30 protein-coding genes and 1 CRISPR repeat array are annotated in these 25392 nt (G+C 52.2%); of the genes, 14 read left to right on the top strand and 16 right to left on the bottom strand.

What is annotated here, in order from left to right:
- Window position 1 precedes the first annotated feature (1 nt).
- From TGAM_RS01220 to TGAM_RS01200, 5 genes are read left to right on the top strand one after another with little or no spacing between them, the layout of a single operon-like run.
- Window positions 2-319, top strand: coding sequence for a hypothetical protein (locus tag TGAM_RS01220; protein WP_048810988.1), 318 nt, complete (start codon window positions 2-4; stop codon window positions 317-319).
- 39 nt (window positions 320-358) lie between these two features.
- A complete protein-coding gene (locus tag TGAM_RS01215; RefSeq protein WP_015857861.1) occupies window positions 359-805 on the top strand; it encodes a hypothetical protein in 447 nt (148 codons plus the stop codon).
- A complete protein-coding gene (gene mobA, locus TGAM_RS01210; protein ID WP_015857860.1) occupies window positions 802-1377 on the top strand; it encodes a molybdenum cofactor guanylyltransferase MobA in 576 nt (191 codons plus the stop codon). Before TGAM_RS01215 ends, mobA begins: the two co-directional genes overlap by 4 nt.
- Window positions 1378-1410: 33 nt before the next feature.
- Entirely contained in the window at window positions 1411-1992 is a 582-nt protein-coding gene (locus tag TGAM_RS01205; RefSeq protein ID WP_015857859.1) for a hypothetical protein, read from the top strand.
- Complete coding sequence (locus tag TGAM_RS01200; protein WP_238516228.1) at window positions 1973-2173, top strand: hypothetical protein; 201 nt, start codon at window positions 1973-1975, stop codon at window positions 2171-2173. Before TGAM_RS01205 ends, TGAM_RS01200 begins: the two co-directional genes overlap by 20 nt.
- 76 nt (window positions 2174-2249) lie before the next feature.
- Here TGAM_RS01200 and TGAM_RS01195 read toward each other — a convergent pair whose 3' ends face one another.
- The 4 genes from TGAM_RS01195 to hypA all read right to left on the bottom strand — a co-directional run bounded on the left by TGAM_RS01195 (window position 2250) and on the right by hypA (window position 5088).
- Window positions 2250-2723, bottom strand: coding sequence for a hydrogenase 3 maturation endopeptidase HyCI (locus TGAM_RS01195; protein WP_015857857.1), 474 nt, complete (start codon window positions 2721-2723; stop codon window positions 2250-2252).
- Between the two features lie 211 nt (window positions 2724-2934).
- Entirely contained in the window at window positions 2935-3855 is a 921-nt protein-coding gene (locus TGAM_RS01190) for a hypothetical protein (protein ID WP_015857856.1), read from the bottom strand.
- A 91-nt stretch (window positions 3856-3946) separates the two neighbouring features.
- Window positions 3947-4672, bottom strand: coding sequence for an Mrp/NBP35 family ATP-binding protein (locus TGAM_RS01185; protein WP_015857855.1), 726 nt, complete (start codon window positions 4670-4672; stop codon window positions 3947-3949).
- Window positions 4669-5088 (bottom strand): hydrogenase nickel incorporation protein HypA, encoded by a 420-nt coding sequence (gene hypA / locus TGAM_RS01180; RefSeq protein ID WP_015857854.1) that lies wholly within the window; start codon window positions 5086-5088, stop codon window positions 4669-4671. Before hypA ends, TGAM_RS01185 begins: the two co-directional genes overlap by 4 nt.
- 73 nt (window positions 5089-5161) lie before the next feature.
- Here hypA and nikR point away from each other — a divergent pair, with 73 nt between their 5' ends.
- From nikR to TGAM_RS01155, 5 genes are all read left to right on the top strand, one after another.
- On the top strand, window positions 5162-5578 hold the full coding sequence (gene nikR, locus TGAM_RS01175) for a nickel-responsive transcriptional regulator NikR (protein WP_015857853.1): 417 nt from the start codon (window positions 5162-5164) through the stop codon (window positions 5576-5578).
- A 68-nt stretch (window positions 5579-5646) separates the two neighbouring features.
- On the top strand, window positions 5647-6375 hold the full coding sequence (locus tag TGAM_RS01170) for an ATP-binding protein (RefSeq protein WP_015857852.1): 729 nt from the start codon (window positions 5647-5649) through the stop codon (window positions 6373-6375).
- A gap of 277 nt (window positions 6376-6652) precedes the next feature.
- Complete coding sequence (acs, locus tag TGAM_RS01165) at window positions 6653-8593, top strand: acetate--CoA ligase (RefSeq protein WP_015857851.1); 1941 nt, start codon at window positions 6653-6655, stop codon at window positions 8591-8593.
- Window positions 8594-8676: 83 nt separating this feature from the next.
- Window positions 8677-9576: an Mrp/NBP35 family ATP-binding protein gene (locus TGAM_RS01160; protein WP_015857850.1), complete on the top strand. Its 900-nt coding sequence runs from the start codon at window positions 8677-8679 to the stop codon at window positions 9574-9576.
- A gap of 139 nt (window positions 9577-9715) precedes the next feature.
- Complete coding sequence (locus TGAM_RS01155) at window positions 9716-10777, top strand: hypothetical protein (protein ID WP_015857849.1); 1062 nt, start codon at window positions 9716-9718, stop codon at window positions 10775-10777.
- On the opposite strand, the gene TGAM_RS01150 is transcribed toward TGAM_RS01155, so the two are convergent.
- Together TGAM_RS01150 and tfe are read right to left on the bottom strand one after the other, a co-directional pair.
- The gene (locus tag TGAM_RS01150) at window positions 10767-11495 is read right to left on the bottom strand and encodes a DUF2110 family protein (RefSeq protein ID WP_015857848.1); all 729 of its coding nucleotides are present in this window, start codon (window positions 11493-11495) and stop codon (window positions 10767-10769) included. The genes TGAM_RS01155 and TGAM_RS01150 overlap by 11 nt on opposite strands.
- Before the next feature lie 43 nt (window positions 11496-11538).
- Window positions 11539-12159: a transcription factor E gene (tfe, locus tag TGAM_RS01145; protein ID WP_238516227.1), complete on the bottom strand. Its 621-nt coding sequence runs from the start codon at window positions 12157-12159 to the stop codon at window positions 11539-11541.
- 166 nt (window positions 12160-12325) lie between these two features.
- Between tfe and TGAM_RS01140 the strand changes: the two genes are divergently transcribed.
- Together TGAM_RS01140 and TGAM_RS01135 are read left to right on the top strand one after the other, a co-directional pair.
- Window positions 12326-12871 (top strand): [protein ADP-ribosylglutamate] hydrolase, encoded by a 546-nt coding sequence (locus TGAM_RS01140; protein ID WP_048810985.1) that lies wholly within the window; start codon window positions 12326-12328, stop codon window positions 12869-12871.
- Window positions 12872-12914: 43 nt separating this feature from the next.
- Window positions 12915-14357, top strand: coding sequence for a bifunctional ADP-dependent NAD(P)H-hydrate dehydratase/NAD(P)H-hydrate epimerase (locus TGAM_RS01135; protein WP_048810984.1), 1443 nt, complete (start codon window positions 12915-12917; stop codon window positions 14355-14357).
- On the opposite strand, the gene TGAM_RS01130 is transcribed toward TGAM_RS01135, so the two are convergent.
- From TGAM_RS01130 to TGAM_RS01110, 5 genes are all read right to left on the bottom strand, one after another.
- The gene (locus TGAM_RS01130; protein WP_015857844.1) at window positions 14358-15542 is read right to left on the bottom strand and encodes a hypothetical protein; all 1185 of its coding nucleotides are present in this window, start codon (window positions 15540-15542) and stop codon (window positions 14358-14360) included.
- 172 nt (window positions 15543-15714) lie between these two features.
- Window positions 15715-17145, bottom strand: a complete 1431-nt coding sequence (locus TGAM_RS01125) for an alpha-amylase (protein ID WP_015857843.1) — start codon at window positions 17143-17145, stop codon at window positions 15715-15717.
- Between the two features lie 116 nt (window positions 17146-17261).
- Window positions 17262-17819 carry an ArsR/SmtB family transcription factor gene (locus TGAM_RS01120; RefSeq protein ID WP_015857842.1) on the bottom strand — a complete coding sequence of 186 codons (558 nt, stop codon included), beginning with the start codon at window positions 17817-17819 and terminating at the stop codon, window positions 17262-17264.
- A 14-nt stretch (window positions 17820-17833) separates the two neighbouring features.
- Entirely contained in the window at window positions 17834-18136 is a 303-nt protein-coding gene (locus TGAM_RS01115; protein WP_014122897.1) for a DUF211 domain-containing protein, read from the bottom strand.
- A 10-nt stretch (window positions 18137-18146) separates the two neighbouring features.
- Entirely contained in the window at window positions 18147-18722 is a 576-nt protein-coding gene (locus TGAM_RS01110; RefSeq protein WP_048810982.1) for a winged helix-turn-helix domain-containing protein, read from the bottom strand.
- A 188-nt stretch (window positions 18723-18910) separates the two neighbouring features.
- Between TGAM_RS01110 and TGAM_RS01105 the strand changes: the two genes are divergently transcribed.
- Together TGAM_RS01105 and TGAM_RS01100 are read left to right on the top strand one after the other, a co-directional pair.
- On the top strand, window positions 18911-20314 hold the full coding sequence (locus TGAM_RS01105; protein ID WP_015857840.1) for an acetate--CoA ligase family protein: 1404 nt from the start codon (window positions 18911-18913) through the stop codon (window positions 20312-20314).
- Window positions 20315-20794: 480 nt separating this feature from the next.
- Window positions 20795-21095: direct repeats of the CRISPR family, unit length 30 nt; unit sequence GTTGCAATAAGACTCTAGGAGAATTGAAAG.
- A gap of 312 nt (window positions 21096-21407) precedes the next feature.
- A complete protein-coding gene (locus tag TGAM_RS01100) occupies window positions 21408-21623 on the top strand; it encodes a hypothetical protein (RefSeq protein WP_048810981.1) in 216 nt (71 codons plus the stop codon).
- Here TGAM_RS01100 and TGAM_RS01095 read toward each other — a convergent pair.
- The 5 genes from TGAM_RS01095 to TGAM_RS01075 form a co-directional block, all read right to left on the bottom strand.
- Entirely contained in the window at window positions 21620-22387 is a 768-nt protein-coding gene (locus TGAM_RS01095; protein WP_015857839.1) for an MBL fold metallo-hydrolase, read from the bottom strand. The two genes, TGAM_RS01100 and TGAM_RS01095, sit on opposite strands and share 4 nt — an antisense overlap.
- Complete coding sequence (locus tag TGAM_RS01090) at window positions 22384-23229, bottom strand: DMT family transporter (RefSeq protein WP_015857838.1); 846 nt, start codon at window positions 23227-23229, stop codon at window positions 22384-22386. Before TGAM_RS01090 ends, TGAM_RS01095 begins: the two co-directional genes overlap by 4 nt.
- A gap of 48 nt (window positions 23230-23277) precedes the next feature.
- Complete coding sequence (locus tag TGAM_RS01085; protein ID WP_148206241.1) at window positions 23278-23721, bottom strand: type II toxin-antitoxin system VapC family toxin; 444 nt, start codon at window positions 23719-23721, stop codon at window positions 23278-23280.
- Complete coding sequence (locus TGAM_RS01080) at window positions 23711-23902, bottom strand: antitoxin family protein (RefSeq protein WP_015857836.1); 192 nt, start codon at window positions 23900-23902, stop codon at window positions 23711-23713. The genes TGAM_RS01085 and TGAM_RS01080 overlap by 11 nt, the downstream gene beginning before the upstream one ends.
- 61 nt (window positions 23903-23963) lie before the next feature.
- Window positions 23964-25370: an ATP-binding protein gene (locus TGAM_RS01075; RefSeq protein ID WP_015857835.1), complete on the bottom strand. Its 1407-nt coding sequence runs from the start codon at window positions 25368-25370 to the stop codon at window positions 23964-23966.
- Between the last annotated feature and the right edge of the window lie 22 nt (window positions 25371-25392).

Raw genomic sequence — 25392 nt, 5'->3', positions numbered from 1 at the left:
GATGCCCTGGAAGCTCTACCGCTTCAAGTACGAGGACTACCCCGAGTATTCGGCCAGGATTACGGGCCACTACGCAGGCGACCTGCTAATCATCGAGGAGGAGGGCGAGCTGAGCGAAGAGGCCGTGAAGCTCATAAAGTCCGCTCTCGGAATAGACGAGAACACGAGGGCCTTCGACATTGAAGTCAGAGACGTGCTGAGGCTCCCGATTAAAGAGTTGCCCGAGAAGGACAGGAAGGTCCTGCTTGAAGCGGCTGAAAAGCTCGACTCCGAGAGCAAGCTCCACATCGAGTACCGCTACCAGCCGACCTTCGATTAAACTTTTATTTTTCCAGGACTTTTCTCAGGTGGTGGTGAGATGAACGAGGCAAAGCTAAAGATGGCCAAGGAGGAGTTGATAAAGAGGGTCAAGGAGTTCTACGGGGACAACCTTCTCTCGATAGTCTTCTACGGGAGGCACCTCCGCGACCCGGACTTTCCAGAGATAGACGTTGTCGTCGTCATAGACAAACCCTACGACCCTGTGAAGATGAACCGCATGGCGGACTTCGTGGAGAACATCCGCGACCCGATAGAGGAGAAGTACGGCTACCACGTCTCCTTCGAGCTCTACACGCGCGAGGAAGCTGAGAACTTCCACTCGGGCTACCTCGACGTTGTGGTGAACTACGAGGTCGCCTACGATAAGGATAACTACTTCCAGAACCTCATGAACGACATGCTGAACCCTAAGAAGGCGATGGACTACGTGAAGTACATCAGCACCATCGAGTACATCCAAGTCGACGAGGAGAGGAAAGAATGATCGGAGCTGTCTTGGCGGGCGGAAGGGGAAAGCGGTTCGGGGGCGACAAGCTACTCTACAGAATCAACGGCAAGCCTTTGATTCTTTACACCATCGAGAGGCTTGAAACCGCTAAAAAGATAGACGAGATAATCTTAGTTGCTTCAAAGGACAACGCGGAGAAACTGGAAAAGCTCGGCTACCGCGTGGTCGTTGATAACCTGCTGATAGGCCCGATGGGAGGAGTTTACACGGCCCTAAGCCTCGGCGATGCCTTCGTCGTTGCCGGCGACATGCCCCTCCTCGTCCCCGAGTTCGTTGATTTCATCATATCCGAATTCAAGAAGAGCGGAAAAACTGCCTGCGTGCCGAGGTGGGAGAACGGCTACCTCGAACCCCTTCACGCCGCTTATTCCAGCGCTTTCCGCGAAGTCCTTGAGGAGAAGATAAAAGCCGGAAACTACGCCCTCAACAGGGCAATCCGTGAGGTCAATCCCTGCTACCTCCCGATAGAGTCCCTCCCCGAGGAGTGGCGCGAGAGCTTCTTCAACGTGAACACGAGGGAGGATTTGGGAAAATTGCACAAGGGATAAATAAAAAAGCTTCCAAAGATTCATGGTGGGACCATGGACATTGAGATTACGGAGAAGAAAATAGTACTCAATCGCGAGCTCAGCGAGCTGGATAAATTTGTATTTGATGTCATAGATGTTCTTGAGAGACACGTCCGCTACGTTATAGTCAGTGGATACGTTACCATTCTTTTCGGCCGCTCGAGGGGCACCGAGGATGTCGATGTCGTTATAGAACCACTCCCCCAAGAGGAGTTCATTTCCATGTGCGAAGACGCGCAGAAAGCTGGCTTTGAGTTTCTCAATCCCGAAGCCTGTGAGGGTCTGTACGAAATGCTTGCCGGCAGGCTTGGAATACGGATGGTCAGAAAGGGTGAGATAATCCCAAACGCCGAAATAAAGTTTCCCAAGGATGCCTTCCACAGGGAGGCGCTCGAAAAGAGGATTCCCGTCTGGTTCAACGGGCGGGTGATTTACATATCTCCAATAGAACTCCAGATAGCGTACAAGCTCTACCTCGGCACTGACAAGGACTTAGAAGATGCTTTCTTCCTCTACGAGCTGTTCAAAGAGAAAATTGACTGGAGGGCGCTCAATGACTATGCGGGGAGGCTCGGTGTTGAAGTTCCGTTCTAAGCGCGATTTGGAAGAGAGGCTCGCATTCATCAGGCTTTACGTGAAGAGACTGAAGGAGAACCCCGATGAGGTCTTCAAACAGCAGGTGAGGCTTGTGAACTCTTTCCTTGCCTCCGCCAAGAGCTTCCCGCTGAGCAGGGAGGAGTACTTGAAAATGAAGGGCGAACTGCGGAGGCAATAACCCGACTCTTAGGTAATACTCCCTCGGTTGGTGTCCAAAAGGAAGAGAAACCAATCCCTGCTTGTCTTTTAGGTTCTTATTCCCTTTTTAGAATCCCCGCCAGCAGTTCCGCTAATCTCTCGGCGCGCTTCTTTATCAGCTCGCTCGGCTCCTGGAAGAGGCCCGTCGAACCAGGCTGACAGCCTATGAGCACGAACTCCGCCTTGACCATCGTCTTCATGAACTGGGTTACGAACTTCAGCGGAAGGCCGTGCGTCGATATTGCCTCGCCGAGCGTTCCCTCCGGGTCGGCTGTGATGTACTCGCCGACTTCACCGCCGAAATCAACAGCATCCACGAAAACCACCAGGTCGGGCTTAAAGTTCGCTATCTTACCAGTGTAGTTCTCCGGAACCTCCCCGCAGTTCAGCACGAGGACGTCGGGGTTGTCGAGCAACTCCTTCAGCCTCTCCGCGACCAGAACGCCGAAGGCGTCATCTCCCCTGATGTCGTTCCCGATTCCACATATGACAACTCTTTTTGCATTCTGGAAGAGTTCTTCGAGGTTCATATTTTCACCCCAGAACTTCCCCATGAATTCATTCTTCGGCCTTAAAATTTTAACCGCTTTGTTGTTGAAATGAAGAAGTACTTCATGTTTTTGAGATAACAAAATCAGCGTTTCTCATTGCAGGCCATATCAAAAAGAATTTAGCACTCAATAAGAAGGCTCTTTGGTCTCTAGTTTTTGATTGGAGGCAGAATTTAAAAGATGACCTTTATCACCGCTCGGCTTGGTGTTGGTCTGTGCTGGCCCGATCTACCGCGCCTAGACGTCTGAAGAGGAAAACGTAGCTCAGCGGGCCGAGTATCGCCTCACCGATGACACCAACAAGCTCGAGCAGGATATCATAGATTATCAACCAGAACGCCAAAAAGCCGAGTACGGCCCTTTTCTCGTCCCCGTTAAGGGAAGCGAAGAACAGGACGAGGGCGAGCGTTCCAACTGTGCTGGTTGCGAGCGGTGGAAGGGCCTTGGGGAGGAATGCAAGGCTCGTGAAAATCATTGCTCCCGAAAGAAAGCCAAGGATAAATGGATGCGCTGGTGTGAAGGGAACATCAATGCTCCCAAACTTTCTGGCGAGAAGTAAGAGCGCGAGAGCAGAGAAGAGGGCCACTGAATACTGCGCAGGGGAAGGGACATAGCTGGTGAGGTGTGCGAAGGCAAAGGCCGAGGCGCAGAAAGCGAGTGTGGTCAGTAGGACTCCTCGTTTTCCAATGAGAGACTTTCCGCGAAGTTCGGGATAGAGCAGTTCCACTACCAAAATTGGAATAGCTATGCTCATCGTGGTGTGGTAGATTGTCAGGAGAACGGCCCAGCTCGCGTTCACGCCGAAGACCCTGCCGTAGTCTCTGAGAGCTCCGAGGTCAGGCCAGTCTGGGTCGAACCATGAACGGATTATAACTCCTTCCTCGACGACGCCGTAGAGGGCGCCTAAGAGCATGAGTCCAGCCTGTCCACCACCGAACCTCACCCACGCTTCGCGAATCAGGAGAACGCCAGAACCGTAGAAGAGCCAGAGGAAAGGAAAAGAGAGTGGTTGAACCACCAGCTGGAGCGGATGTGTTGAACCACCGAGAACTTCGGCCAAGAAAGGTGAGAGAAAGGTAAGGAGTAATAGTGTTCGGGTCTCTCGTCTCATAGGCTAAACTTTCCTTCTCGGTTAAAACTTTATGCGTGAACTTTCTGGAGTTAACTGGCAAAAATAAAACATTGGAACAAAAGAAGAGAAATCACAGCTTCTCAGCAAGCTCCCTTATCTTCTCCGCGAACTCCGTCTTCATGAGCTCCTCGACGTTGCCGACCTTTGCGTCAAGCTCTGGGTAGAACGGTATGCCGACAAGGTATGGGACGTTGTGGCGCTCTGCGAGCTTCTTGACGTCTTCCTCCTCATCGAGCTTCATGTTCTCAACGACGCCGAGGACTTTGTGATTCTCCTCAAGAAGGAGCTGGATGAGCTTTTCCACGACGTTGAGGGCGAGCTTCGACGGGGTTGCAACGACCAGGAACTCACCCCTCTTGAGGAAGCGGAGGACATCCAACAGCTGGTCGCCGAGTCCAGGTGGCATGTCAATGACGAGGTAGTCGAGCTCATCCCAGCGCGTTATCGTCAGGAGTTCGATGAGGGCGTCGCTGATTTCCTTACCGCGGAGCGGTGTCGGCCTGTCCTCGGTGTAGTAGGCTATCGTCATGAACTTTATCCCGTGAACGGTAGGCGGGACGACGCCCCTGTCCTCCTCCGGGAACTCCTTCGGCTCGAAGCCGAGAATCACGTGGTCACTTGCCCCGTGAAAGTCGAGGTCGAGCAGACCGACCCTATGACCCTTCTCGGCCAGGGCCAAAGCGAGGGTCGTCGAGACGAGCGATTTTCCAACGCCGCCCTTTCCGCTGACGACGGGGATTATCCTCTTGACCTTCTCAAGCCTCGCATTTATCGCTATCTCGCGCGGGTCGATCATGCCTCTCCCTCCTTCTCAATCATTATTCCAGCCACGTAAACGCCCCTACCCTGGACGACCTCAAAGTCGTGGCTTCCGCACTTCGGGCAGGCAAGGAAGGCGTGAACGACCTCAGGAATGAAGTGGATGTCCTCCTTTATGCGCTCGTCGAAGCGGTCCTTGACCTCCTTGAGCTTCCAGGTGTGCCCGCAGTTGCGGCACTTGAAGACGGCCTCTTCCTCCTCGAAGATTATCTCGGCCCCCTCGGCAATCGTCCCCGCGAACATCTGCTCCATAGCGAACTTCACGATATCTTCTGCAACGTCCTGGAGTTCGCCGAGAACTACTCTAACGGCCTTTACCCTCTTTGCCCCCTCCCTCTGGGCGTAGTCCAGGACTGTCCTAACTATGGCATCAGCCAGCGCCCACTCGTGCATGGTATCACCAAGATAGCATTGGAGTGTTACCTTAAAAAGGGTGAAGTTTCAAACCTGAGGTGAGGGTGGTAATATGGGCGTCGTAAGGTTCGGTGTGTCCATACCCGAGGAGCTCCTCGAGAAGTTCGACAGGATAATCGAGGAGAAGGGGTACGTAAACAGGAGCGAGGCAATAAGGGATCTCATCAGGGACTTCATAGTACGACACGAGTGGGAAGTGGGCGATGCGGAAGTCGCGGGGACTATAACGATGCTCTACAACCACGATGAGGCCGATGTCGTCAAGGAACTCCTCGATCTGCAGCACGACTACCTCGATGAAATAGTTTCGAGCATCCACGTCCACATGGACGAGCACAACTGCCTCGAAGTCGTCATCGTGAAGGGAAAGGCGAAGAGAATAAAGGAGATAGCCGACAGGTTGTTGAGCCTCAAGGGAGTTAAGCACGGAAAGCTCGTGATGACCGGAACGGGAAGAGAACTTGTGTGATCGCTCTCCCATTCAGGCCTTTTCCAAAAAATTAAAAACGTGTTACTGATTCCAATTTTGGTGATACCATGAAAGTGCTCGTGAGCGGTAAAGGCGGATGCGGAAAGAGCACGATAAGCGCGATGCTCGGAAAGTACCTGGCCGAGAGGGGCTACCATGTCCTCATCATAGACGCCGACGAGTCAAACCCCGGCCTCTACAGGATGCTCGGCCTTCCGAAGGTGAAAACTTTGGCTGAACACCTCGGAGGAAAGAAGAGGGCCAAAATCCTCATGGCAGCTGAGGGTCAGGGAGAACTCGACGAGGAGCTCTTCGACTGGACGCTCGACGATATCCCAGCGGAGATTTTGGCCAGGAAGGGCAACCTCGCAGTCCTTACGATAGGGAAGATTGAAGAGGCGGAGGAAGGTTGCGCCTGCCCCTATGGATTCCTTGTCAGAAAGCTCCTCGAGGGCATAAAGCTGAAGGATAACGAGATCATCATCGTTGACACCGAGGCCGGCATAGAGCACTTCGGTAGGGGCGTTGACAGGTACGTTGACGTTGTCATCGACGTCGCAGAGCCATCGGCCGAGTCCATAGAGCTGTCGAAGAAAATAAAAGCGCTAAGCGAGGGTCTCGGATTGAAACACGTCCTTGTTCTTAACAAAGCTTTGCCAGGCGTCGAGGAGGATCTGCCAGTTAAACCCGACGTGGTGATTCCCTTCGACCAGAACTTCATACTCAACAGCTTGAAGGGCAGGGAAGTTGAACCGATAGCGCAGATAGAGGAGCTCTGGAGGATAATCAACGGATGAACACATTCGAAAAGCATTTGACACTTTGACGTTGTCTTTTTCATGTTTTTACACGTTTTTGTAAATCTCTGCCGAACTTTTTCGGAATTCTTTGGTGATTTTTTGTTAAAATGGGCCTCTCATTAGAGGTTTTCGACAAATGGCTATTCTATTTTCGGCTTTTGGCTAATTAGACCCTCCTAACTATTTTTCGGCTTTTGTCGTTTATCATTTTGACAATCAACGAAAGAATTTTAAGGCTTCCTAATTCTCATTTTTGAGAAACGGGGGTGATTGAATGCAGATAGGCGAGGGATTCCTCAAAGAAAGGTACCTACCGTTGCGGGCCTTCAGGGAGGAGCACAGGAAGTCCATAGAGAACATCGAGGAGTTCTGGGCCGAGCAGGCGAAGGTACTTGACTGGTTCAAGACCTGGGACAGGGTTCTTGATGACTCAAAGGCGCCCTTCTTCCGCTGGTTCGTCGGGGGCCAGCTCAACGCGAGCTACAACGCCCTCGACAGGCACGTTAAGGCAGGAAAGAGAAACCGCGCCGCGATAATCTGGGAGAGCGAGCGCGGTGAGACGAGAACGCTGACCTACTACGAGCTCTACCGCGAGGTTAACCGCTTTGCTTCCGCTCTGAAAAACCTCGGCGTAGGAAAGGGCGACAGGGTCGTCATCTACATGCCCCTCGTTCCAGAGGTCGTCATAGCAATGCTCGCCAGCGCGAGAATAGGGGCGATTCACAGCGTCGTCTTCTCGGGCTTCTCGGCGGAAGCCTTAGCAACGAGAATCAACGACGCAAGGGCAAAGGTGGTTATCACGGCAGATTACCTCTACAGGCGCGGTAAGAAGCTCAACCTCAAGGAGATAGTTGACAGGGCCCTTCTCGAAACGCCGAGCGTTGAGAGCGTCGTCGTCCTCAGGAGGGAAGAGAACGGCGTCAACATGGTCGAGGGCAGGGACTACGACTGGCATAACCTCCTTGAGGGGGCGGATAAGTACGTTGAGCCCGTCCCCGTTGAGAGCAACCACCCGCTGTTCATCCTATACACGAGCGGAACAACCGGAAAGCCCAAGGGTATCGTTCACTCCACAGGCGGCTACCTCGTCTACGTGGCCAAGACCATGCAGTGGGCTTGGGGGATAACCGAGAGCGACCTCTTCTGGAACACCGCCGACGTCGGCTGGATTACGGGCCACAGTTACCTCGTCTACGGGCCTTTAACCCTCGGCCTGACCGTGATGATGTACGAGGGAGCTCTCAACTATCCAAAGCCAGACAGGCCCTGGGAGCTGATAGAGAAGCACGGGGTGACGATATTCTACACCGCGCCAACAGCCATCAGGATGCTCATGCGCTACGGGGACGAGTGGGTGAAGAAGCACGACCTCTCAAGTTTAAGGCTCCTCGGTTCGGTCGGCGAGCCGATAAATCCAAGGGCCTGGAAGTGGTACTACGAGGTCGTGGGCGGTGGAAGGTGCCCGATAATCGACACCTGGTGGCAAACCGAGACCGGTGGCTACATGATTTACCCCTCCGCCGGGCTACAGTTGCCCCCGCTGAAGCCAGGCTCCGCGACGTTCCCCGGCCTCGGCGTCGATGCGGACGTTCTCAGGGCCGATGGAAGCCCTGCAGAGCCGAACGAGCGCGGCTATCTCGTGATAAAGAAGCCCTGGCCAGGGATGCTCCTCGGAATCTGGGGCGACGATGAGCGCTACATAAGAACTTATTGGCAGAGGTTCAGCAAGCCCGATGAGGGAATCTGGATTTACTACCCCGCGGATTATGCGATGAAGGACGATGAGGGCTACTTCTGGATATTCGGCAGGGCCGACGAGGTGCTGAACGTTTCGGGTCACAGGATTGGAACGGCCGAGATAGAGCATGCATTGGTTCTCCACCCAGCCGTTGCAGAAGCGGCGGTAATCGGCAGGCCAGACGAGATTAAGGGTGAGGTGCCAGTTGCCTTCGTAATCCTCAAGGAGAACGTCGTCCCGAGTGAGGGCCTGAAGAAGGAGCTCATAGACTACGTCAGGGAAACCCTCGGCCCAATAGCGGCCCCAGCGGAAGTGTTCTTCGTTAACAAACTGCCGAAGACGAGGAGCGGGAAGATAATGCGCAGGGTTCTAAAGGCCCTCGCCAGTGGAAAGGGCCTCGGCGACCTCTCGACGCTCGAAGACGAGGCGAGCGTGGAAGAGGTGAAAAAGGCTCTTGAAGGCTTTGAGATGCGCTGATTTTACCCATTTTTGACCACTACTGTCACTTTCCTGGACAAAGCTTTTTAAGTCTAAAAATCAACCTGAGCTGGTGGTATGAAATGACGATCAAGACTCCAACGCTCAACGTCGGAGGTCTCGGTGCGGACCCCCTCACCGAGAGGATAAAGGAGAAGCAGAAAAAGTGGAAGTACAAGATAGCAGTTCTGAGCGGTAAGGGCGGCGTTGGAAAGAGTACCGTCGCGGTAAACTTGGCAGCTGCCCTCGCAAAGAAAGGTTATCACGTTGGCCTGCTCGATGCCGACATACACGGACCGAACGTCGCCAAGATGCTGGGCGTTGAGAAGGCCGATGTTTTGGCGGAGCGCATGGAAGACGGTCGCTTCGAGATGCTCCCACCGATGAACGACTTTCTCGGTCAGATAACACCGATCAAGGTTATGAGCATGGGCTTTCTCGTCGGCGAGGATCAGCCGGTAATCTGGCGCGGTCCCCTCGTTACAAAGGCCATCAAACAGCTCCTCGGCGATGTCAAGTGGGGCGAGCTCGACTTCATGATCATTGACTTCCCGCCTGGAACGGGCGATGAGATTCTCACAGTCGTTCAGAACGTCCAGCTCGATGCAGCGGTTATAGTCACTACGCCACAGGAAGTTGCCCTGCTCGATACGGGCAAGGCAGTAAACATGATGAAGAAAATGGAAGTGCCTTACATAGCTGTAATTGAGAACATGAGCTACCTCATCTGCCCCCACTGCGGCAACGAGATCGACCTCTTCGGTAAAGGTGGTGGCAAAAAGCTGGCCGAGAAGGAGGGAGTTGACTTCCTTGGTGAAGTCCCCATTGACCTCAAGGCAAGGGAAGCAAGCGACGCCGGAATCCCGATAGTCCTCTACGGCGACACCCCAGCGGCAAAGGCCTTCATGGAGATAGCAGAGAAGCTCGTAAAGAAACTTGAGGAGCTCAAGGGCGAAAGCGAGGAGCAGGAGAAAACCGAGTGATCCGAGTGATTTTTAAATTCCCATACCTATTCTTTTTTAGAGCGCGGCTCAGGCCGGCGGGGACCGTTGCGATGGGGCCGCGCTGGACCAGGCTACATTAAGTTTTTAATGAATTATCCCTATTGCCCTAGGGGATCAAATGAGAAAGAGCACCGAGGCGGCGTTAATAGTGATCCTGATAGGCCTTGTAACGGCACTCTTACTCATGAATCCAGTCTCAGCGGAAGGCACTTTTCACATGAGGTCGCAGGGAGTGACGTTTTCCCCCATCAGACTCGCCCTCTTCCTAGGAGCGGCCCTCACGACCGTTGTCCTCGTTACCCTTCATCTGGAGGGATCGGGTGAGTATGCACACATCTTCTACCTCCTCTCAGTCTCAACTATCACGATATGGATTGTGAACTCAGGAGTTCCGGATATGAGCTCATTTCTGGCCGTTATTCGAGATTTGTACAACAGGATCGGGATTCAACGTTCGATCCCAGTGGAAACGGCGTTTTATCTCTACCTCTTCCTGCTCCTCATTCTCGTGACCGCCCTTCATTACTCAGCCCCCCGCCGCTCCCGTGAGCTCGGGTTCCTTATCTTTGGCATGCTGTTCTCAGCGCCGTTCTTCAGGAGCATTGTATATCCACCAAAACCCGAGTTCATTGGAATAACGGCTTTCGTTCTCTCCATTTCGGTAATGACTTCGCTCGTATTCTCCCCAAGAGTTCTCAAATCGCTGCTCCAGACAATAGCCCTTGCGATGTTTACCGTGGTGGCAATAGCTATAGAACCCTGGAACGCAGTACTGCCCCTGGCATTCATCATGATGTTTCCCCGGAGGAGAAGGAACATTATCTACGTAACCCTCGTCCTGTTTGGCATCGGTATTATCATCAGCAGGGGATTGATATGGACCGGATCCAGAGAATCCTTTGAGTGGAAAACCGTCGCATTGCAGCTCCTCTTGCCGATTATGTTGGTATTGTACGCCCTCCTCTTCAAGACAAGAACGATTGTAACGACACTGAGGAACAGCAAGGGACCAACTCCGTTTTTGACGTTCCTCCTCCTCATCTTCCTAACTGGATCCATTTCAAGTACCCGCCTACTCCCCTACGCAGCAGTAACCCTTACGGTTTTGTCCGTCAGGTTCGTCTTTCACTCGAGGGACACAGGGAAGGTAATACCAAAGAGAGAACCAGCTAAAACTTGATTGCGCCAAAAACTGCTCCCTTCAGGTGCGGACCAATTGCCTTGATGATTCCCGGGGCCTGGGTTCCCCTCTTGAGGACGAGAAGCGTCTCCATCAGGCCCAGTTCCTCCATTCTCCTGACGTCCCTGCCGTGGCCTGTCTTGATGAGCGCTTCCTCGACCCTCTCGCTTATCGTCCCGGTTATGAATAGCTTGTCGTAACCGTCACTCAGCCAGTGCTCAATGGTTTTCAGCTGTTTCTCTGTGAAGGCCAGCTCAACCTCCCTTGCGCCGAACTCAACGTTCGTCACCTCAACCTCAACCGGAAGGTTGTCAATCCAGCCGAACTCGCGAATCATTTGCCTCACAGGTTTGTCTCCAAAGGTTTTCTTGAGGTAGTAGAGCGGAATCAGAGCGTCCTTGGGCTTCGGCTTGAAGATTCCTATGTCAACGTAGACGCCGTAGCCGACTTTGCCGAGGTCTATGAAGCGCCCCCGGTATGTTTTCCCAACCTCGACGTTCTTGAGGCTGTACGGCACCTCACCGAACTCTTCTCTGACGAGGTTTGCGCTTATCTCCTCATCCTCCCCTCTCAGGGAAACCTTAACCCAGTTCTTGGTCGTTGCTGATAGCTTCCACTCAACTTCCAAGTCCCCCAGAAGGGAGTGGAGCTTCCTGTGGAGCTTGTCAAAACCGCTCCTGTCCCCGTAAACCTTCTCAAGAATAACCACTTCTTCCATCTTCACCATCCCCGAAGTTCATCAACACCGTTCGAGCTTTAAATCACGCGACGACTTCTGCCTTGGAGGTTGTTTTTGAGGATTTCTTGGATTTGCTCCTCGACGATTTCCCTGATTTCCGCGAAGATTTCTTGGCCTTCTTTGATTTCTTCAATCCGAGTTCAAGCTCAAGCTCCTCGATCCTTCGCTTGAGATCCTCGATTATCTCACTGTTGTCGTACTGCATCAGGATTTCTCCGCATATGGGACACTGAAACTCGTACTCCATAGCCTCGTCGAAAGTCAGCCTTGGATGTCCTGGATTGCCGCACCAGTAGTAGATCTCCCCGGATTCCTCCTCGAGCATTTTCCTAAGCTTCTTAAGCTCCTCCATTTTTCTGGCCCGTATGATATCGGGCAACCTTCTGAGGTCGAGGTTCCAGTAATAGTAATACCAGCCGGTTTCTTTGTCGCGTATGCGCTTAAAATCGGCGAGTCCCATATCATAGAGGGTGTAAAGAACCTTCCGAACGGTGTTTATCCTTATCCCGGTACTCTCCGCTAGCTCTTCGTCGGTCGCGTCCTTTCGCTCTGCGAGAGCCTTGACTATCTCAACTGCCTCCTCGCCTCCTATCTCCATCGCGAGATCAATGAGATCCTTGTCAAGTCTCTTTTTCCTTGCCACAATCACAACCTCCGCTCTTATTTTAGGGGCACGGTGGGGCCTCAATATTGATCTATGATCAAAGCGGTATATATAGATTTTTGTCGAAACGATTGCCCTAATGTCTAAAAGTGTCCATTGAGAAAGGATTTAAAGAAAGAAAAACGACCTTGTTTAGGGAGTGACAATGGAGTTTGAGGTGGTAAAAGGAGACATAACCCGCTTTCAGGCAGATGCCATAGTGAACGCCGCCAACAAATACCTCGAGCACGGTGGTGGAGTGGCATACGCAATAGCCAAGGCCGCCGCCGGAAACGTTGCCGAGTACATCAGGATAAGCAAGGAGGCCATGAAGAAGCAGCTTGGAAAGGACCACATAGAGCACGGCGAGGTCGTTGTAACGCCGGCTATGAGACTCGAGAGACATGGAATTCGCCACGTTATCCACACCGTTGGCCCCTACTGCGGTGGGACCTGGGATGAAGACAGGAAAGATAAGCTCAGAAAGGCCATACTCGGGGCCCTGAGAAAGGCCGACGAGCTCGGCGTTAAGAGCATTGCTTTCCCAGCGATAAGCGCCGGAATCTACGGCTGTCCGCTTGAGGAAGTCGTGAAGACTTTCAGGGAGACCGTCGAGGAGTTCTCAAAGGAAGCGAAAAGCGTGGAGAAAGTTTACCTCGTGCTGTACTCTGAAGAGAGCTATCGGAAAGCGCTGGAAGTTCTCAACGGGTGAAGTTTTTATCGCCAGTTTCTAAATATTCTCTTGGGTGGTGCTCATGCGCATCGAGGACGTTTACGTCTGGGATCTAAACGCCAAGTGGCTTGGGATTACACCTTACCAGCTCATGGAAAACGCCGGTGCTGGAGTGGCAAGGGTTATAGAGGAGCGCTTTGGAAGGGGCCTCAGGATTGCGGTCTTCTCGGGAACCGGGAACAACGGTGGAGACGGCTTCGTTGCCGCGAGGCATCTAAGCTTCGAGAACGACGTTACGGTTTTTCTGGTGGGCGACGAGGCCAAGATAAGGAGCGAGGAAGCCAGGCACAACTGGGAGATACTCAAAAGGCTCGACTTCGTGGAAATTAAGGTTCTCAAGGACTCCGCCTACATCAAAGAGCTCGACCTGAGCGGTTACGACGTCATCGTTGACGCCCTTCTTGGGGCGGGCACGAAGGGCGAACCAAGGGAGCCAGTACGCTCGGCCATCGAGAAAATCAACGAGTACGCGGGAAAGGCAAAACTCGTCAGCGTTGACCTGCCGAGCGGTTATCCGAGCAACGTCCGCGTCAAAGCCGACTTCGCTGTTACATTCCAGTGGGATAAGGAGGAATATAAGGACTTCGAGCGCGTTATAGTGAAGATAGGCTATCCCAGGGAGCTCCATCATCTCGTTGGGCCAGGAGACGCGAAGTTCACGCTGAGGAAGAGAGGAAAACACAAGGGGCAGAACGGAAAACTGCTCGTGGTTGGTGGAAGCTCAAGCTATTACGGCGCACCTTACCTCGCCTCCAAGGCAGCCTCATATCTCGTGGATCTCGTTTACCTCGCGATGCCTGCTGAACCTGCGAAGAGGATAAGCGACCCTGACTTGATCCTCAGACCCTTCCTGGGTGAGAACTTTTCGCCGGAGCACATCAATGACCTGCTTGGGCTTGCCGAAAAGGCGGACGCCGTCGTCATCGGCCCCGGAATCGGTCTCGCCAAAGAGACAAAGGAATTCGTGCGGGAGTTCGTAAAGCGCTGTGAAAGACCGATGGTCATAGACGCCGACGGTCTCAAAGCGGTGGCCGAAGACTTGGGCGTTCTGGAAGGGAAAACCTTCGTCCTAACTCCCCACGCTGGAGAGTTCAATATTTTATTCGGTGTCAAACCCCCTGAGGGGTTGCTGGAACGGGCCGAACTGGTTAGAGAGAAGGCCCTAGAAATCGGAGGCGTAATCCTTCTGAAGGGTTCCTACGACGTCATAAGCGACGGAAAAACCTGGAAGTACAACAGAACCGGCAACACCGGAATGACTACCGGTGGAACGGGCGACGTCCTGGCGGGCCTCGTTGGAGCCTTGCTTGCCTTTGGAAACTCCCCCCTGAGGTCTGCCTCCGTTGGGGCGTTCCTAAACGGCCTCGCCGGGGATATCGTAAAGGAAGAGTTCGGAGAAAACTTCACCGCGCTGGAGCTTGCGAAAAGAGTGCCAAAGGCAATAAAATGGGTGGAGGAGTTTTAATTAATTATCCCACCTTTCATAAAGAAAGGTTATCCCCAGCAAGGGAAGAGCGTAGGCCAAGAAGTAAGGGGAATTGGTTGTCATAAACAATAAGACTAGGGCCGGAGACATTAATACTATATAGCGCTTGGAAGAGTAGTTGGAGTGGTAAAGCACGTTCACAAACAGTATTGCAACGAGGAAAATGAAAAATGACGATACCCAGAAGACAAACGATGAAACACTCAACATGAGATGGTATGATATCGGTATCAAATAAGGAGCTACTACCACGGAAGACAACTCCCTTTTGTATGCTTTGACTCTTTTACCTGTAATCCCCACGAGCTCCACTGTCACCCATAGGGTCAATGAGAGCACTATTGCAAGAACATCACCGTTGGAGCCATACTTTGCCGCTGTTACCATTAGGAGCCATAAGAGACCCGATAAAATCAGCTTCCAGCTTTTTTTGTCTTCCTTATAGTCCAGAGCAGAGATCAGTACAATCGAAATTAGAAAAACAATGGATGGGATGTCGGGAGACCAATATCCGTATTTCAAGTTCCACTGGAGACCACTTGCAATTCTCGCTATACTCACCCCAACAAACCCTGAGAAAACTACCAAAAGAAGAGATCCAATTGGAAAATTCTTCGTGGAAAGGGATACAGCTATGGATATCAGGTATATCAACACTATCAGATACTCCAGGACCCAGATAAAGGAATCCCACAGTCCTGTGTTTTTAATCTTTATTTGGGCGGAAACAGGGGTAGATATCCCGTCAACCACCGCGGTGATTTTGTATGTCCTGCCTCCAAACTTGTCTCTGTAGTCATCGAGTACAGGCTTCCCAAAATAGCAATCAGCCATTTCATTGTTGAAAGTAAGTGTTATCGCTATTGAGCCCTCTATGTCATGGGGACCAAGGTGGAATTTAGAGTTTGGAACGATTACGGTTCCCCGAGATGGCCCCCTGGGCCAGATCTCCTTGTCTTCGAGATATACTTTTTTGAGTTTGAGAGTGGCAGTTTCATTGGGGTTAAGCAATTTGAAATCAATATCACAAATTACTGCACCACCCGGCTCAATGGAGGTAGGTATACAGTGCATACTGGCCATTACCTTGTCTGCTTTAACCGCAGGGGTGGACAAAATGAGAAAAGATAACAGGGTGAAGATAAAGACCAATTGCTTGTTCATCCCCCCATCCCCACTAAACCCACTTGTTGTTTATGGGTAATGACGCTGATGTCTATGTATACTATGGTTGCATTTAAGCTTTACTACTTACTCTCTGTTCCTAGGGAGAATAAAAAGATAGAATAGCTTGATAAAAATTCAAGGAAAATTAGCACGAAAGTACCAGGTAGGATCATCCAACTCCCGCATAGCTCCACACTGAGTAGCCGTAATAGCCGTTTGCCGGATCGTGAGGCGGAGCGGTTAGCTTGACCCAGCCGTTATAGTATACGTACCTGTCGACCCAACCACCGAGGTTTCCAGTGTATTCGTGGATGGTGTACCCGGCGAACTTCGAGCCGACGTTCACCCACCTCTCGGCCCAGCCGCTGCCGAGGTTGATGTAGGTTATGAGCCCGGGCCTGTCGCCGTAGCCTTCCCGCATGAATATGAGCTCATCGTCGTCGTAGTAGAGGATCTTGGTACTTCCTCCTGCCAGATGCTCATGGATCCAGATGAGGTTGTTAAGTTTGTCCTTGTTGAGCCACTCCTCGTAGTCGCGGTAGAAGATGACGGGCTGGCCTTCGTAGGTCAGGATGAAGGCGTAGGCCGGGTACTTGTTCCAGATTATGTTTGTGTCGTGGTTCGCCACGAAGGTAACGGCCTTGAATGGATCCCTGCTGACCACAGTGCCACCGTTCTGAATGGCGTAAACGAGGGCGGGAATGTTCTTGTTGTCAAAGGCCTCGTCCATCTTGTAGTAGAGCGGAAAGTCAAAGACCTTGGCACCGCTGTCGTAGGCCCAGTTGAGGAGCGCATTGACGTCCGTGTCCCAGTACTCCCCGACGGCCCATCCACCCCACCAGCTGAGCCAGTCCTTGACGACCCACGCGCCGTAGCCCTTAACGTAGTCAAAGCGCCACGCGTCAACGCCAATGCTCCTGAGGTAAGCGGCGTAGCTCTCGTCGCTCGCCCAGAGCCAGTACTTGTTGAAAGGCACGAGGTGGTCTATGTCCGGAAAGCCTCCAAAGGTTCCCTCATCGGAGGTACTGTAGTTGTTTGGATGGAAGTCCATGTAGTGGGCCTTGTATTTACCCGAAGCAACTTGAGAAAAGTCCGTCCATGTGTAATCACCAACGTAGGGGTTCCATTCAAGGTCTCCCCCTGCGCGGTGGTTTATCACTATGTCCGCTATGACCTTGATGCCGTACCTGTGGGCAGTCGAGATCATATTGACAAGTTCTTCCTTGGATCCAAAGCGGGTTTCAACGGTCCCTTTCTGGTAGAACTCGCCCAGATCAAAGTAGTCGTAGGGATCGTATCCCATTGAGTAAGCTCCACCCATGCCCTTGCTCGCGGGGGGTATCCAGATCGCGGATATGCCGGCATCGTACCATTCGGGTATCTTCTGCCGTATTGTGTCCCACCAGATACCACCAGCGGGAACATCCCAGTAGAACGCCTGCATTATAACTCCGCCCTGCTCAAGCTCGGAGTATTTCGCGGCACTTGCAGAAGGATAGTAAAGACCAGCTAGGAGGAAAAGAGCCATCAAAAGGATCAAAACCCGTGTGTACCTCCTCATTTCCATACCTCCCTGCGACAGTGCGGGGACTACCCCCATTATGTATCACCGATGGTGAAATATTTAAGTTTTGTCGTTCCTGTTCACTGAGGGATATAACTGAACATCCAATGGGAAAAATAGCCAAGCACAAAAAGTGCGGAATCACTGAGAAATCAGAACCGCAGGAGAGCCCTGGCCTCCTTTGCCTTTTCGCAGAGTTCGCAACTCTGGAGAAAGACCAGCATATTGAGAAGGTGAAAGAGTTCAACCTCGGTCAACTCAACGTTAGCCTCGGAGATCCTTTTTATTATCGGCTGAGAGCGGATTTCAATTTCGTCGAGAACTTCCTTCGCAAGGAGTTTAAGCTTCTCTCGATCCTGGATCTCAAAGCCCGCTTTTTCAAGAAGGCGTACAAGCTTCTCCGCCTCTACCTGAAGGTAGGCCTGCCTGAACTCCTCAATGCTTTCATCGGGCCCAACCTTAATCAAGAACATCCTCGCGGTTCGTGAGTAAACCTTCTCGTTCCCTATCTCCTCAATCTCCTCCACCAAGCCAGCTTTCTCCAGAACCTTAACGTGCCGGTATATGGTCGTCCTGTCCTTTCCAAGGGCGTCGCTGAGTTCGTTCACACTCATTGGCCTCTGACGGAGTAGCTTTAAAATGGAAAACCGGGTGGGCTCGGACAGGATTTTAACGACCGAGGGCTCGGTTATTATTAAAACCTCCCTCATTGCAAACTTCCCCTTTACTCCTCCAGCTTGTCCTGAGGGGTTTCCTCTTCCTCAACTATCCGCCTGCCGGCCGCGACCATATCGATGCTGTGGACAACCCCCCCGAACTCCTCTATGGTCTGGACGATCTCTTCGTAGTCGAGGTCGTCTCCAACGACTGTTATTTTAACGTTCTCAGTCTCCTTGTCTATCTCCACGAGGGTTATGTTGACCCCCTCGACTCCCTCGAGCTCACTCAAACCGAGCGCCAGCTCCGTAACAATGGGCTGGTGGGGCTTGAGAACATCGAGGACGAGAAGCCTTATCCCCTTACCCATGAAGCATCCCCTACTTCCTCAGGATCTCACCAAGTTTCTTAAGCAGCTCCAGAACTTCTTCGTCCCTGCCCATCTTCGCCATGGCGAGCCACTCTATGGCGTGGATTATATCCTCGTTGGAGAAGTCCTTGAGCTTCTCCTCGTTCTCCTCTATCTCCCTGGAGATCTCGGTCTTGTACTGGTGCTCTTTTTTGAGAAGCTCGTCCATAACGTTCAGGAGCTCGGCGTCGTCGAACTCGTAGCCGAGGGCCTTGAAGATCTCCAGCTTCGTCTTGAGCCTCGAGCGGGCAAAGTAGCGGAGCTCCTCATCGCCAAGGTAGAGGTTGATGTAGAAGGCGTCGGCGGTTCTCCCGTAGTACTTCTCGATGAGGTTGCCTTTCATTTCCGTTCTTTTGACCTCAACAAGCCCTGCCTCCTTGAGCTTCTCGATGTGGTGATAGATCGTCTGGGGCGTCTTTCCCAGGATCTCGCTGAGCTGCGAGATAGTCATCTCCCTGTTCCTCAGCAGGGAGAGGATCTTCCGCCTCGTATCTTCGAGCATAAGCTTAATAACATCTGGGTCAGTGATAACCTTCACCTTGGCCATTGCCCTCACCAATTTAAACGCTTTAACGTTTGTATGAGCGTTCGGCAATATAACTCTTTTGCTCCATAGAGCAAGACAGGATTTTACAAAGATAAACAAGTCCACCGGTACCGTTCGATAAATGGATAAAATATCCATAACGCGAAAGCTTATATACGCCCTCCGAAAAGCCTTCAGGGGGTGGTATCATGGAGAGCCTCGACTTCCTGTTTTACCCGAAGAGCGTCGCTGTCATAGGTGCCTCCCACGTACCCGGGAAGGTTGGAAACGCCATAATGCGCTCGATAACTCTACGGTTTGAGGGCAAAGTCTACGCGGTCAACGTCAAGGGCGGTGAAATTGAGGTCAACGGGAAGAAGTTCAAGGTCTACAGAAGCATCAAAGAAATTCCGGACGAAGTTGACGTCGCTGTTATAGCGGTTCCGGCCAAGTTCGTGCCGGATGTTATAGACGAGTGCGGTGAGAAGGGCGTCAAGGGCGCGATAGTCATTTCGGCGGGCTTTAAGGAGGCCGGAAGGGCCGACCTCGAGGAGGAGCTTCTCAAGCGCGCGAGGAAGTGGGGCATTCGCGTTGTCGGTCCGAACTGTCTCGGCGTCACGAACCTTGAGAACGGCTTCGACTGCAACTTCAACCCGCCGGAGAGGCAGGCGAGGCCGCCCTTCGGAAAGGTTGCCTTCATGAGCCAGAGCGGTGCCTTTGGTGCTGCAATCCTCGACTGGGCGGCCAGAGAGAAAATAGGAATGAGCAAGTTCATCAGCCTCGGCAACATGGCCGACCTCGACGAGAGCGACTTCATGGACTACCTCGGCGACGACGAGAAGACGGGCGTTATAACCGGCTACCTTGAGGGCGTCAAGGACGGAAGGAAGTTCCTCGAAACGGCAAAGCGCGTTACCCTCAAGAAGCCCGTCGTGATTCTCAAGAGCGGAAGGACCGAGGCCGGTGCCAAGGCAGCAGCTTCCCACACTGGTTCCCTCGCGGGTTCATACGCGATTTACAGGGCGGCCTTTGAGCAGAGCGGTGTTCTGGAAGCGACCACGATGAGACAGCTCTTCAACTACGCGAAGGTCTTAGCTATGCAGAAGCCGGCCAAGGGCGACCGCGTTGCGATAGTCACCAACGGCGGTGGAGCAGGAGTCATGATGAGCGACGGCCTGCTCGAGCGCGGTTTGAAGATGGCTGAACTTAGCGAGGAGACGCTGAAGAAGTTCGAGGAGGACGTCAGGGCCGGAAAGCTTCCCGCTCACATGTCCTACAAGAACCCGATTGACGTCATAGGCGACGCCCCGTCGAGCAGGTACGAGATAGCTATGCGCTACGCCCTCGAAGACCCGAACGTTGACGTCCTCGTCGTCATCGCGCTCTTCCAGAGCCCGGCCCTTGACGAGGGAATCATTGACGCGGTCGAGAGAATGAAGGCCTACGGCAAGCCGATTGTCTTCGTTGCCCCCGGTGGAGACTTCCCGCACAAGATGGCGAGGAACATCGAGCAGAAGGGCATCCCCGTCTACGAGACCACCGAGGACGCGGTTGATGCCGTCTACGCCCTCGTTAAGTACGGCGAGTGGCTCAGGGAAAACGGGAAACTCTGAGCCTTTTTCTTCCATTATCATGCTCAAACTACTGTATTTCAGGAAAAATAACCTTTAACGGCTGTTTTTGTTCAGCAAAGTCATTTCAAAGCCCTGGAGATGAATTTCAACTATTTCGAAAACATAACATTCTGTAACAATGTTAATCATCTAATGTAACGAATTTTCTTCAGGACATCGAGCAGACGACTTCCGCTCCCCTAATCCGGATAAAACCTGTTTAAAATTGTTCGTTTCTGGTTTAGAGCCTGTTTAATGTTCGGCCTTGAAAATTCTCCCCTTTTGGAGCTTTGGAGATCAACTGCATTTCGACCTCAATTTTGTTATCTCAGAACATTAGGACCAGGCTAGCCGATTGGAGGTGTTTCAGAGCTTCAATCCGAGTTCCCTCGTGATCGTTTCAAGACCGATTTCCAGAAAGGCTTAAATATTGGGACGTTCTTATTTCTTCGTTGGGCGAAAGGGCAAATTTCGCGCCCTGTTGCAATAAGACTCTAGGAGAATTGAAAGGAAACCCAAATAGAAGATGTGAACCCCGCCGGGCAAGTTGCAATAAGACTCTAGGAGAATTGAAAGAAAAGGCGAGCAGAATTTACGCGAAGAAGTACGGACAAGGTTGCAATAAGACTCTAGGAGAATTGAAAGGGATCCGGCGGATGCCATGCATGCGTCGGGGACGGCCTGTTGCAATAAGACTCTAGGAGAATTGAAAGAGGCCGATGAGGGCAATGCCGAAGACCAGCCAACCCAGGTTGCAATAAGACTCTAGGAGAATTGAAAGGCTTTCCCTATAAGCGTCAATATCGACGTATATTTCCCGTTGCAATAAGACTCTAGAGAATTGAAAGGGAGTTCTGCTACCTTCCTCATCAGTAGTAGCGCGTAGTTGCAATAAGACTCTAGGAGAATTGAAAGCTTTTTTAGACTTGACTAAGTGCTTAAACTCGAAGGTTGCAATAAGACTCTAGAGAATTGAAAGAGAATTGCTGTGAACATTGCCTGCATAATCAGGGCCGTTGCAATAAGACTCCCAGGGAATCGAAAAGCAATACAAAGCCGCAAAATATTTAATTCAAAAAGTCAAGGTAGAAACATGAGCCTCAAAAGAAAAATCAAGTCCTTTGTAGAGGACTTTCAGATCTTAATCCTCATTATCGCGATACCCCTCCTCTTCCTCCTGTTCCGGCTGTTTCTCACCGCATCGTATGCACTGACAGGAGGCTACCTCCTCGGGATAATAGCAATCCTCCTTGTACTGTTTGGCATCGGATGGATCCTGAAGCCAGCGAGCGTTAAGAGACGCATCTAAACCTCAACCCACGTGAAGTCCCTCGCGACCTCGCCCGGAATCCCTGCTTCTCTGACCCTCTTCTCCAGAACCTCGTGAGGATAGTTGCTGTGGCTTATGTGCGCGAAGACTGTGTAGCCTGCCCCGACCCTCTTCGCCAGCTCTATCGCCTCCCTAACTCCAAGATGCGAGCCGGGGATGGCTTCCCTGTGGGTCATCTCCGCTATAAGCAGGTCGGCCCCCTCCATGAGCTTTATTGCTCTTTCGTCCTTCAGAATCTCCGGCCCCGTGTCACCTGTTATTGCTATCCTCTTCCCTCCCACCTCGATGACGAAGCCCCCTGCCGTTACCGTGTGGGTAACCGGGAAGTGAACGACCTTCATCTTTCCGACTCTCGTCTCCTCCCAGAACTCAAGCTTATTATAGCTCCACTCGTGCCCCTCCGGGCTTTCCGAGCCGAAGGCCAGCCTAGCTAAGCTTTTCGCGACTTCAAGTGCCTCTCTGTGGGAGTAAAATTTGAGGCGCTTGAAGACTTGGAGCTCTGGCAGGCCAAAGATGTGGTCGAAGTGGCCATGAGTTATTAAAACCCGCTCCACCCTCTTGTTCAGCCTTTCCAGGTGGTAGTGAAGGTCTGGACTCGGGTCAACGAGCGTTTTATCAAAGTAGAGCGAGAACCGCGTTCTCCGCAGGGCTGGGTTAATCCTCGCCCGCGAGCAGTTCTCGCAGGTGCAGAGGGGCTTGGGCGTCCCGCTGTATGAACCCGAGCCAAGGATTACGACCTTCATTCTCTCACCCCGCCCTCCTCTCTGCTGATGGCTAACGTTCCGAGGGTTATTAAGGCTAAGCCCGCGAGGTGATAGAGGGTTACCCTCTCGCCGAGGAGAGCAATCGAGACGAGGGCAGTCAAAGCGGGCGCGGGCGTTAGAATCGCCGTCGCCTTCGAGAGGTTAATCCGCGCTATCGCTAAATACCAGAGGCTCTGGGTGAGCGCTATTATCAGCCCCTCCGCCAGCGCGAGCTTCGTGAAGGCAAAGCCCGTCGCAACGGCCGGTATGAGGAGGAGAAGCCCGCCGAAGGTGTTCCTCAGCGTTGCTATCGTTAATGGGTTGTAATCGGTTCTCTTGGCTATCGCGTGCCCGAGCTGCCAGAAGAGGGGAGTTAGGAGGAGCAGAACGTCGCCCCTCAGGATCTCTAGTCTCTTTCCCTGCGCAACCACGAGGAAGACGCCCGCGATTAGGGCCAGGGCCGAAGCCACCGCTCTTCCAGTTATCCTCTCCCTCAAGAGGAGCCACGAAATGAGGAATGAATAAAAGACCTCGAAGCGCGTTAGTATTGCCGAGTTTATAGCAGTGCTCAGTCTCGTCCCGTAGGAGAACAGCGAGTAGGCTATCGCCGTCGCGAAAAGGCCCGTTAGAAAGGCCCTCCTCAGCTCTGCCGGCTTCTCTCGGATTTCTCTCGCCCGACCGCTGAGAAGTATAACAGGCCAGAGGATTAGCGAGGCTATTAAGGCGGACAGCGAGGCGAAGGCGAATGGGTTAACCGGGTTGGCCTTGATTACGACCGGCTCGAGGCCGAGCAGGATTAGCACGATGAGAGCTAAGAGCGTTCCCTCGGTTTCGCGGTCCATGAATGAGGATGAGCAGTGGAGTTTTTATGGGCTTTCCTTTTCGAGTATTCATTGTTGGTTGCTGATAATCTCCAGCCATTTGACACGCTTGAAATCCTCGTCAAACGTTGCTATTCTCCGTATTCCATAGAACTCGCAGGTCGAGACTATTAGGGCATCGTTGGGAAGCAGATAATAACTTTCCATTGCCCTCTTCGAGTTTTTGACAATCTCTGAGTTGACATCGAGCATGTTGAAGAGTGAAAACAGCTCAAAGACGGGCTCAAGCTTGATATCTGCAAGAACTGACGGCTTTTTCTTGATTTCGTAGGATTTTAAACCTGTCTTGGCCTTTACATAAAAGAATAGGACCTCAGAAGCAACGATGGGATTAATGAATCCCTTAATCCTACCATCTTCCACGCTCTCAATGAGGGGCTTTGCCAGTTCTACTCCACCGAGATGGTATATTAGAACGTTGGAATCAAAGAAGACGTTCATCTCACCATTCATCTTCAATCTCCTCGATTATCTCGTCAATTTCCCTCTTGCTCATCTTCGCTATCCCAAAGGTCCTCTCGGACACTCTTGTTGGGACTATCTTAATTCTGACCTCACTCCCCTCAGGAAGGTTGAGCTTTTTCTTAGGCTTCAGGACGCCGTTCTCATAGACGGCTTCGACAACCACTTCCATTCTCTCACCCTACTGAATCTTTGTCATCCCAACTTTAACCTTTTCCAAAAATCTAGGCTAGTTAGCTCTCGCCCCCGATGCTCAAGCTATCATTACTCCCTGCCGTTTTGCTTAAGCGCTTGGTAAAGACCTCGTCAAAATCCCCCAGGTCAAAGGCCAGCCCAAGGTTTTCCTTCCCCTCGATTCTCTTTGCGATTATTCCATAGTGCTTCTCGTAGTCCTCCAATCCAACGAGCTCGGCTTTCTTTTCGAGCTGTCTCAGGACTTTTCTCGCCTTTCCCGCCGTCAGGTCGCTCCACTTGACCTCGACGAATAGGGCCTTTTTCGAGCCTTCGTCGAGAGCCACGATGTCTATTTCCTCCCCTCTGCGCCACCACCTGCCGAGCTTGGTGAAGCGGAACGGCAGGAGGTTCTTTCGGTTGGCCTCAATCAGGAACTCCCTTGCGATTTCCTCGAAGGGCCTTCCGAGGAAGGTGTTGAAGTTCCTTTCGAAGTCGAAAACGGCGGCCTCGGTGAAGTTTCCCTCAATCTCCTCGTAGTAAGGGCTCACAAAGCGCGACCAGAAGAGGAAGTAGTTGTCGGCTATCTCGTAGATTCCCTTCTTCCCAAAGAGGGGAGTTACCTTCCTCACTATTCCGAGCTCGCCGAGAACCCGGAGATAAGGCACAACCTGATTCTCCTTCATGTAGCAGAAGTTCGCTATCTGGGTAACCTTTGTGTTCCCCCTCGCTATCGCCTCGAGTATGGCCAGATAAGTGGACAGCTCCCTCAGCTCTTCACTCAGGAGCGCCCTTGCTTCCCTGAAGAGAAAGGCCGAGGAGTTGAAGAAGTTGGCTTTTATCTCCTCCTCGACGTTCCTCCCGCTGAAGAATTCGAGGTACTTGGGCGTTCCACCAGTAACTGAGTATATTTTCACGAGGTCTTCCGTACTCGCGTTGAACCATTCGTAAAGGTGCTTGAACTTCAGCGGCCGGACCTTGATGTTGGCGTCGCTCCTTCCGTAGATGGGGCTCGAATAGTCGAAGAACTCGCGCTCAAGCAGGGAGACGTGGGAACCCGACACCACTATGAGTGCGTTGAGGTCTCTGTTCTCTTCTATGGCCCGCGAGAGCTCGCTGAGTACCCCTCTGTCTTTTTTGATTAGGTAGGAGAACTCGTCGAGGACTACGAGAACCCTTTCGTTCGTCAGTCTTTTCAGCAGGGCGAACAGCGACGGAAAATCTCTCACCTCAACGTTGAATCCAATGAACTCGGAAACCTTCTTGGAGAGGAGTCTGAAGTTGTATTCCCTCGGCTTGTCCTCAAATATCACGAACACCCTGTTCTTGTCCCGCGAAAACTCTTCAAGAAGCCTCGTCTTTCCAACCCTTCTCCTTCCGTAAACGAGAGCGAGCGTTAATCCCTCTTTGCGCCACAGGTCTTTGAGTGTCTTTATCTCCTCCCGACGGTTGACAAATTCTCTAAGCATGATTATATAAACGCGATTAGAG

It is taken from the genome of Thermococcus gammatolerans EJ3, assembly GCF_000022365.1.
Classification (GTDB): domain Archaea; phylum Methanobacteriota_B; class Thermococci; order Thermococcales; family Thermococcaceae; genus Thermococcus; species Thermococcus gammatolerans.
This window is presented reverse-complemented; position numbering and strand designations above follow the sequence as displayed.

What these genes read in the sequence shown, in the direction of transcription:
- TGAM_RS01220 (WP_048810988.1), top strand. Translation starts at nt 2, where the DNA reads ATGCCCTGGAAGCTCTACCGCTTCAAGTACGAGGACTACCCCGAGTAT.
- TGAM_RS01215 (WP_015857861.1), top strand. Translation starts at nt 359, where the DNA reads ATGAACGAGGCAAAGCTAAAGATGGCCAAGGAGGAGTTGATAAAGAGG.
- mobA (WP_015857860.1), top strand. Translation starts at nt 802, where the DNA reads ATGATCGGAGCTGTCTTGGCGGGCGGAAGGGGAAAGCGGTTCGGGGGC.
- TGAM_RS01205 (WP_015857859.1), top strand. Translation starts at nt 1,411, where the DNA reads ATGGACATTGAGATTACGGAGAAGAAAATAGTACTCAATCGCGAGCTC.
- TGAM_RS01195 (WP_015857857.1), bottom strand. Translation starts at nt 2,723, where the DNA reads ATGAACCTCGAAGAACTCTTCCAGAATGCAAAAAGAGTTGTCATATGT.
- TGAM_RS01190 (WP_015857856.1), bottom strand. Translation starts at nt 3,855, where the DNA reads ATGAGACGAGAGACCCGAACACTATTACTCCTTACCTTTCTCTCACCT.
- TGAM_RS01185 (WP_015857855.1), bottom strand. Translation starts at nt 4,672, where the DNA reads ATGATCGACCCGCGCGAGATAGCGATAAATGCGAGGCTTGAGAAGGTC.
- hypA (WP_015857854.1), bottom strand. Translation starts at nt 5,088, where the DNA reads ATGCACGAGTGGGCGCTGGCTGATGCCATAGTTAGGACAGTCCTGGAC.
- nikR (WP_015857853.1), top strand. Translation starts at nt 5,162, where the DNA reads ATGGGCGTCGTAAGGTTCGGTGTGTCCATACCCGAGGAGCTCCTCGAG.
- TGAM_RS01170 (WP_015857852.1), top strand. Translation starts at nt 5,647, where the DNA reads ATGAAAGTGCTCGTGAGCGGTAAAGGCGGATGCGGAAAGAGCACGATA.
- acs (WP_015857851.1), top strand. Translation starts at nt 6,653, where the DNA reads ATGCAGATAGGCGAGGGATTCCTCAAAGAAAGGTACCTACCGTTGCGG.
- TGAM_RS01160 (WP_015857850.1), top strand. Translation starts at nt 8,677, where the DNA reads ATGACGATCAAGACTCCAACGCTCAACGTCGGAGGTCTCGGTGCGGAC.
- TGAM_RS01155 (WP_015857849.1), top strand. Translation starts at nt 9,716, where the DNA reads ATGAGAAAGAGCACCGAGGCGGCGTTAATAGTGATCCTGATAGGCCTT.
- TGAM_RS01150 (WP_015857848.1), bottom strand. Translation starts at nt 11,495, where the DNA reads ATGGAAGAAGTGGTTATTCTTGAGAAGGTTTACGGGGACAGGAGCGGT.
- TGAM_RS01140 (WP_048810985.1), top strand. Translation starts at nt 12,326, where the DNA reads ATGGAGTTTGAGGTGGTAAAAGGAGACATAACCCGCTTTCAGGCAGAT.
- TGAM_RS01135 (WP_048810984.1), top strand. Translation starts at nt 12,915, where the DNA reads ATGCGCATCGAGGACGTTTACGTCTGGGATCTAAACGCCAAGTGGCTT.
- TGAM_RS01130 (WP_015857844.1), bottom strand. Translation starts at nt 15,542, where the DNA reads ATGAACAAGCAATTGGTCTTTATCTTCACCCTGTTATCTTTTCTCATT.
- TGAM_RS01125 (WP_015857843.1), bottom strand. Translation starts at nt 17,145, where the DNA reads ATGGGGGTAGTCCCCGCACTGTCGCAGGGAGGTATGGAAATGAGGAGG.
- TGAM_RS01120 (WP_015857842.1), bottom strand. Translation starts at nt 17,819, where the DNA reads ATGAGGGAGGTTTTAATAATAACCGAGCCCTCGGTCGTTAAAATCCTG.
- TGAM_RS01115 (WP_014122897.1), bottom strand. Translation starts at nt 18,136, where the DNA reads ATGGGTAAGGGGATAAGGCTTCTCGTCCTCGATGTTCTCAAGCCCCAC.
- TGAM_RS01110 (WP_048810982.1), bottom strand. Translation starts at nt 18,722, where the DNA reads ATGGCCAAGGTGAAGGTTATCACTGACCCAGATGTTATTAAGCTTATG.
- TGAM_RS01105 (WP_015857840.1), top strand. Translation starts at nt 18,911, where the DNA reads ATGGAGAGCCTCGACTTCCTGTTTTACCCGAAGAGCGTCGCTGTCATA.
- TGAM_RS01100 (WP_048810981.1), top strand. Translation starts at nt 21,408, where the DNA reads ATGAGCCTCAAAAGAAAAATCAAGTCCTTTGTAGAGGACTTTCAGATC.
- TGAM_RS01095 (WP_015857839.1), bottom strand. Translation starts at nt 22,387, where the DNA reads ATGAAGGTCGTAATCCTTGGCTCGGGTTCATACAGCGGGACGCCCAAG.
- TGAM_RS01090 (WP_015857838.1), bottom strand. Translation starts at nt 23,229, where the DNA reads ATGGACCGCGAAACCGAGGGAACGCTCTTAGCTCTCATCGTGCTAATC.
- TGAM_RS01085 (WP_148206241.1), bottom strand. Translation starts at nt 23,721, where the DNA reads ATGAATGGTGAGATGAACGTCTTCTTTGATTCCAACGTTCTAATATAC.
- TGAM_RS01080 (WP_015857836.1), bottom strand. Translation starts at nt 23,902, where the DNA reads ATGGAAGTGGTTGTCGAAGCCGTCTATGAGAACGGCGTCCTGAAGCCT.
- TGAM_RS01075 (WP_015857835.1), bottom strand. Translation starts at nt 25,370, where the DNA reads ATGCTTAGAGAATTTGTCAACCGTCGGGAGGAGATAAAGACACTCAAA.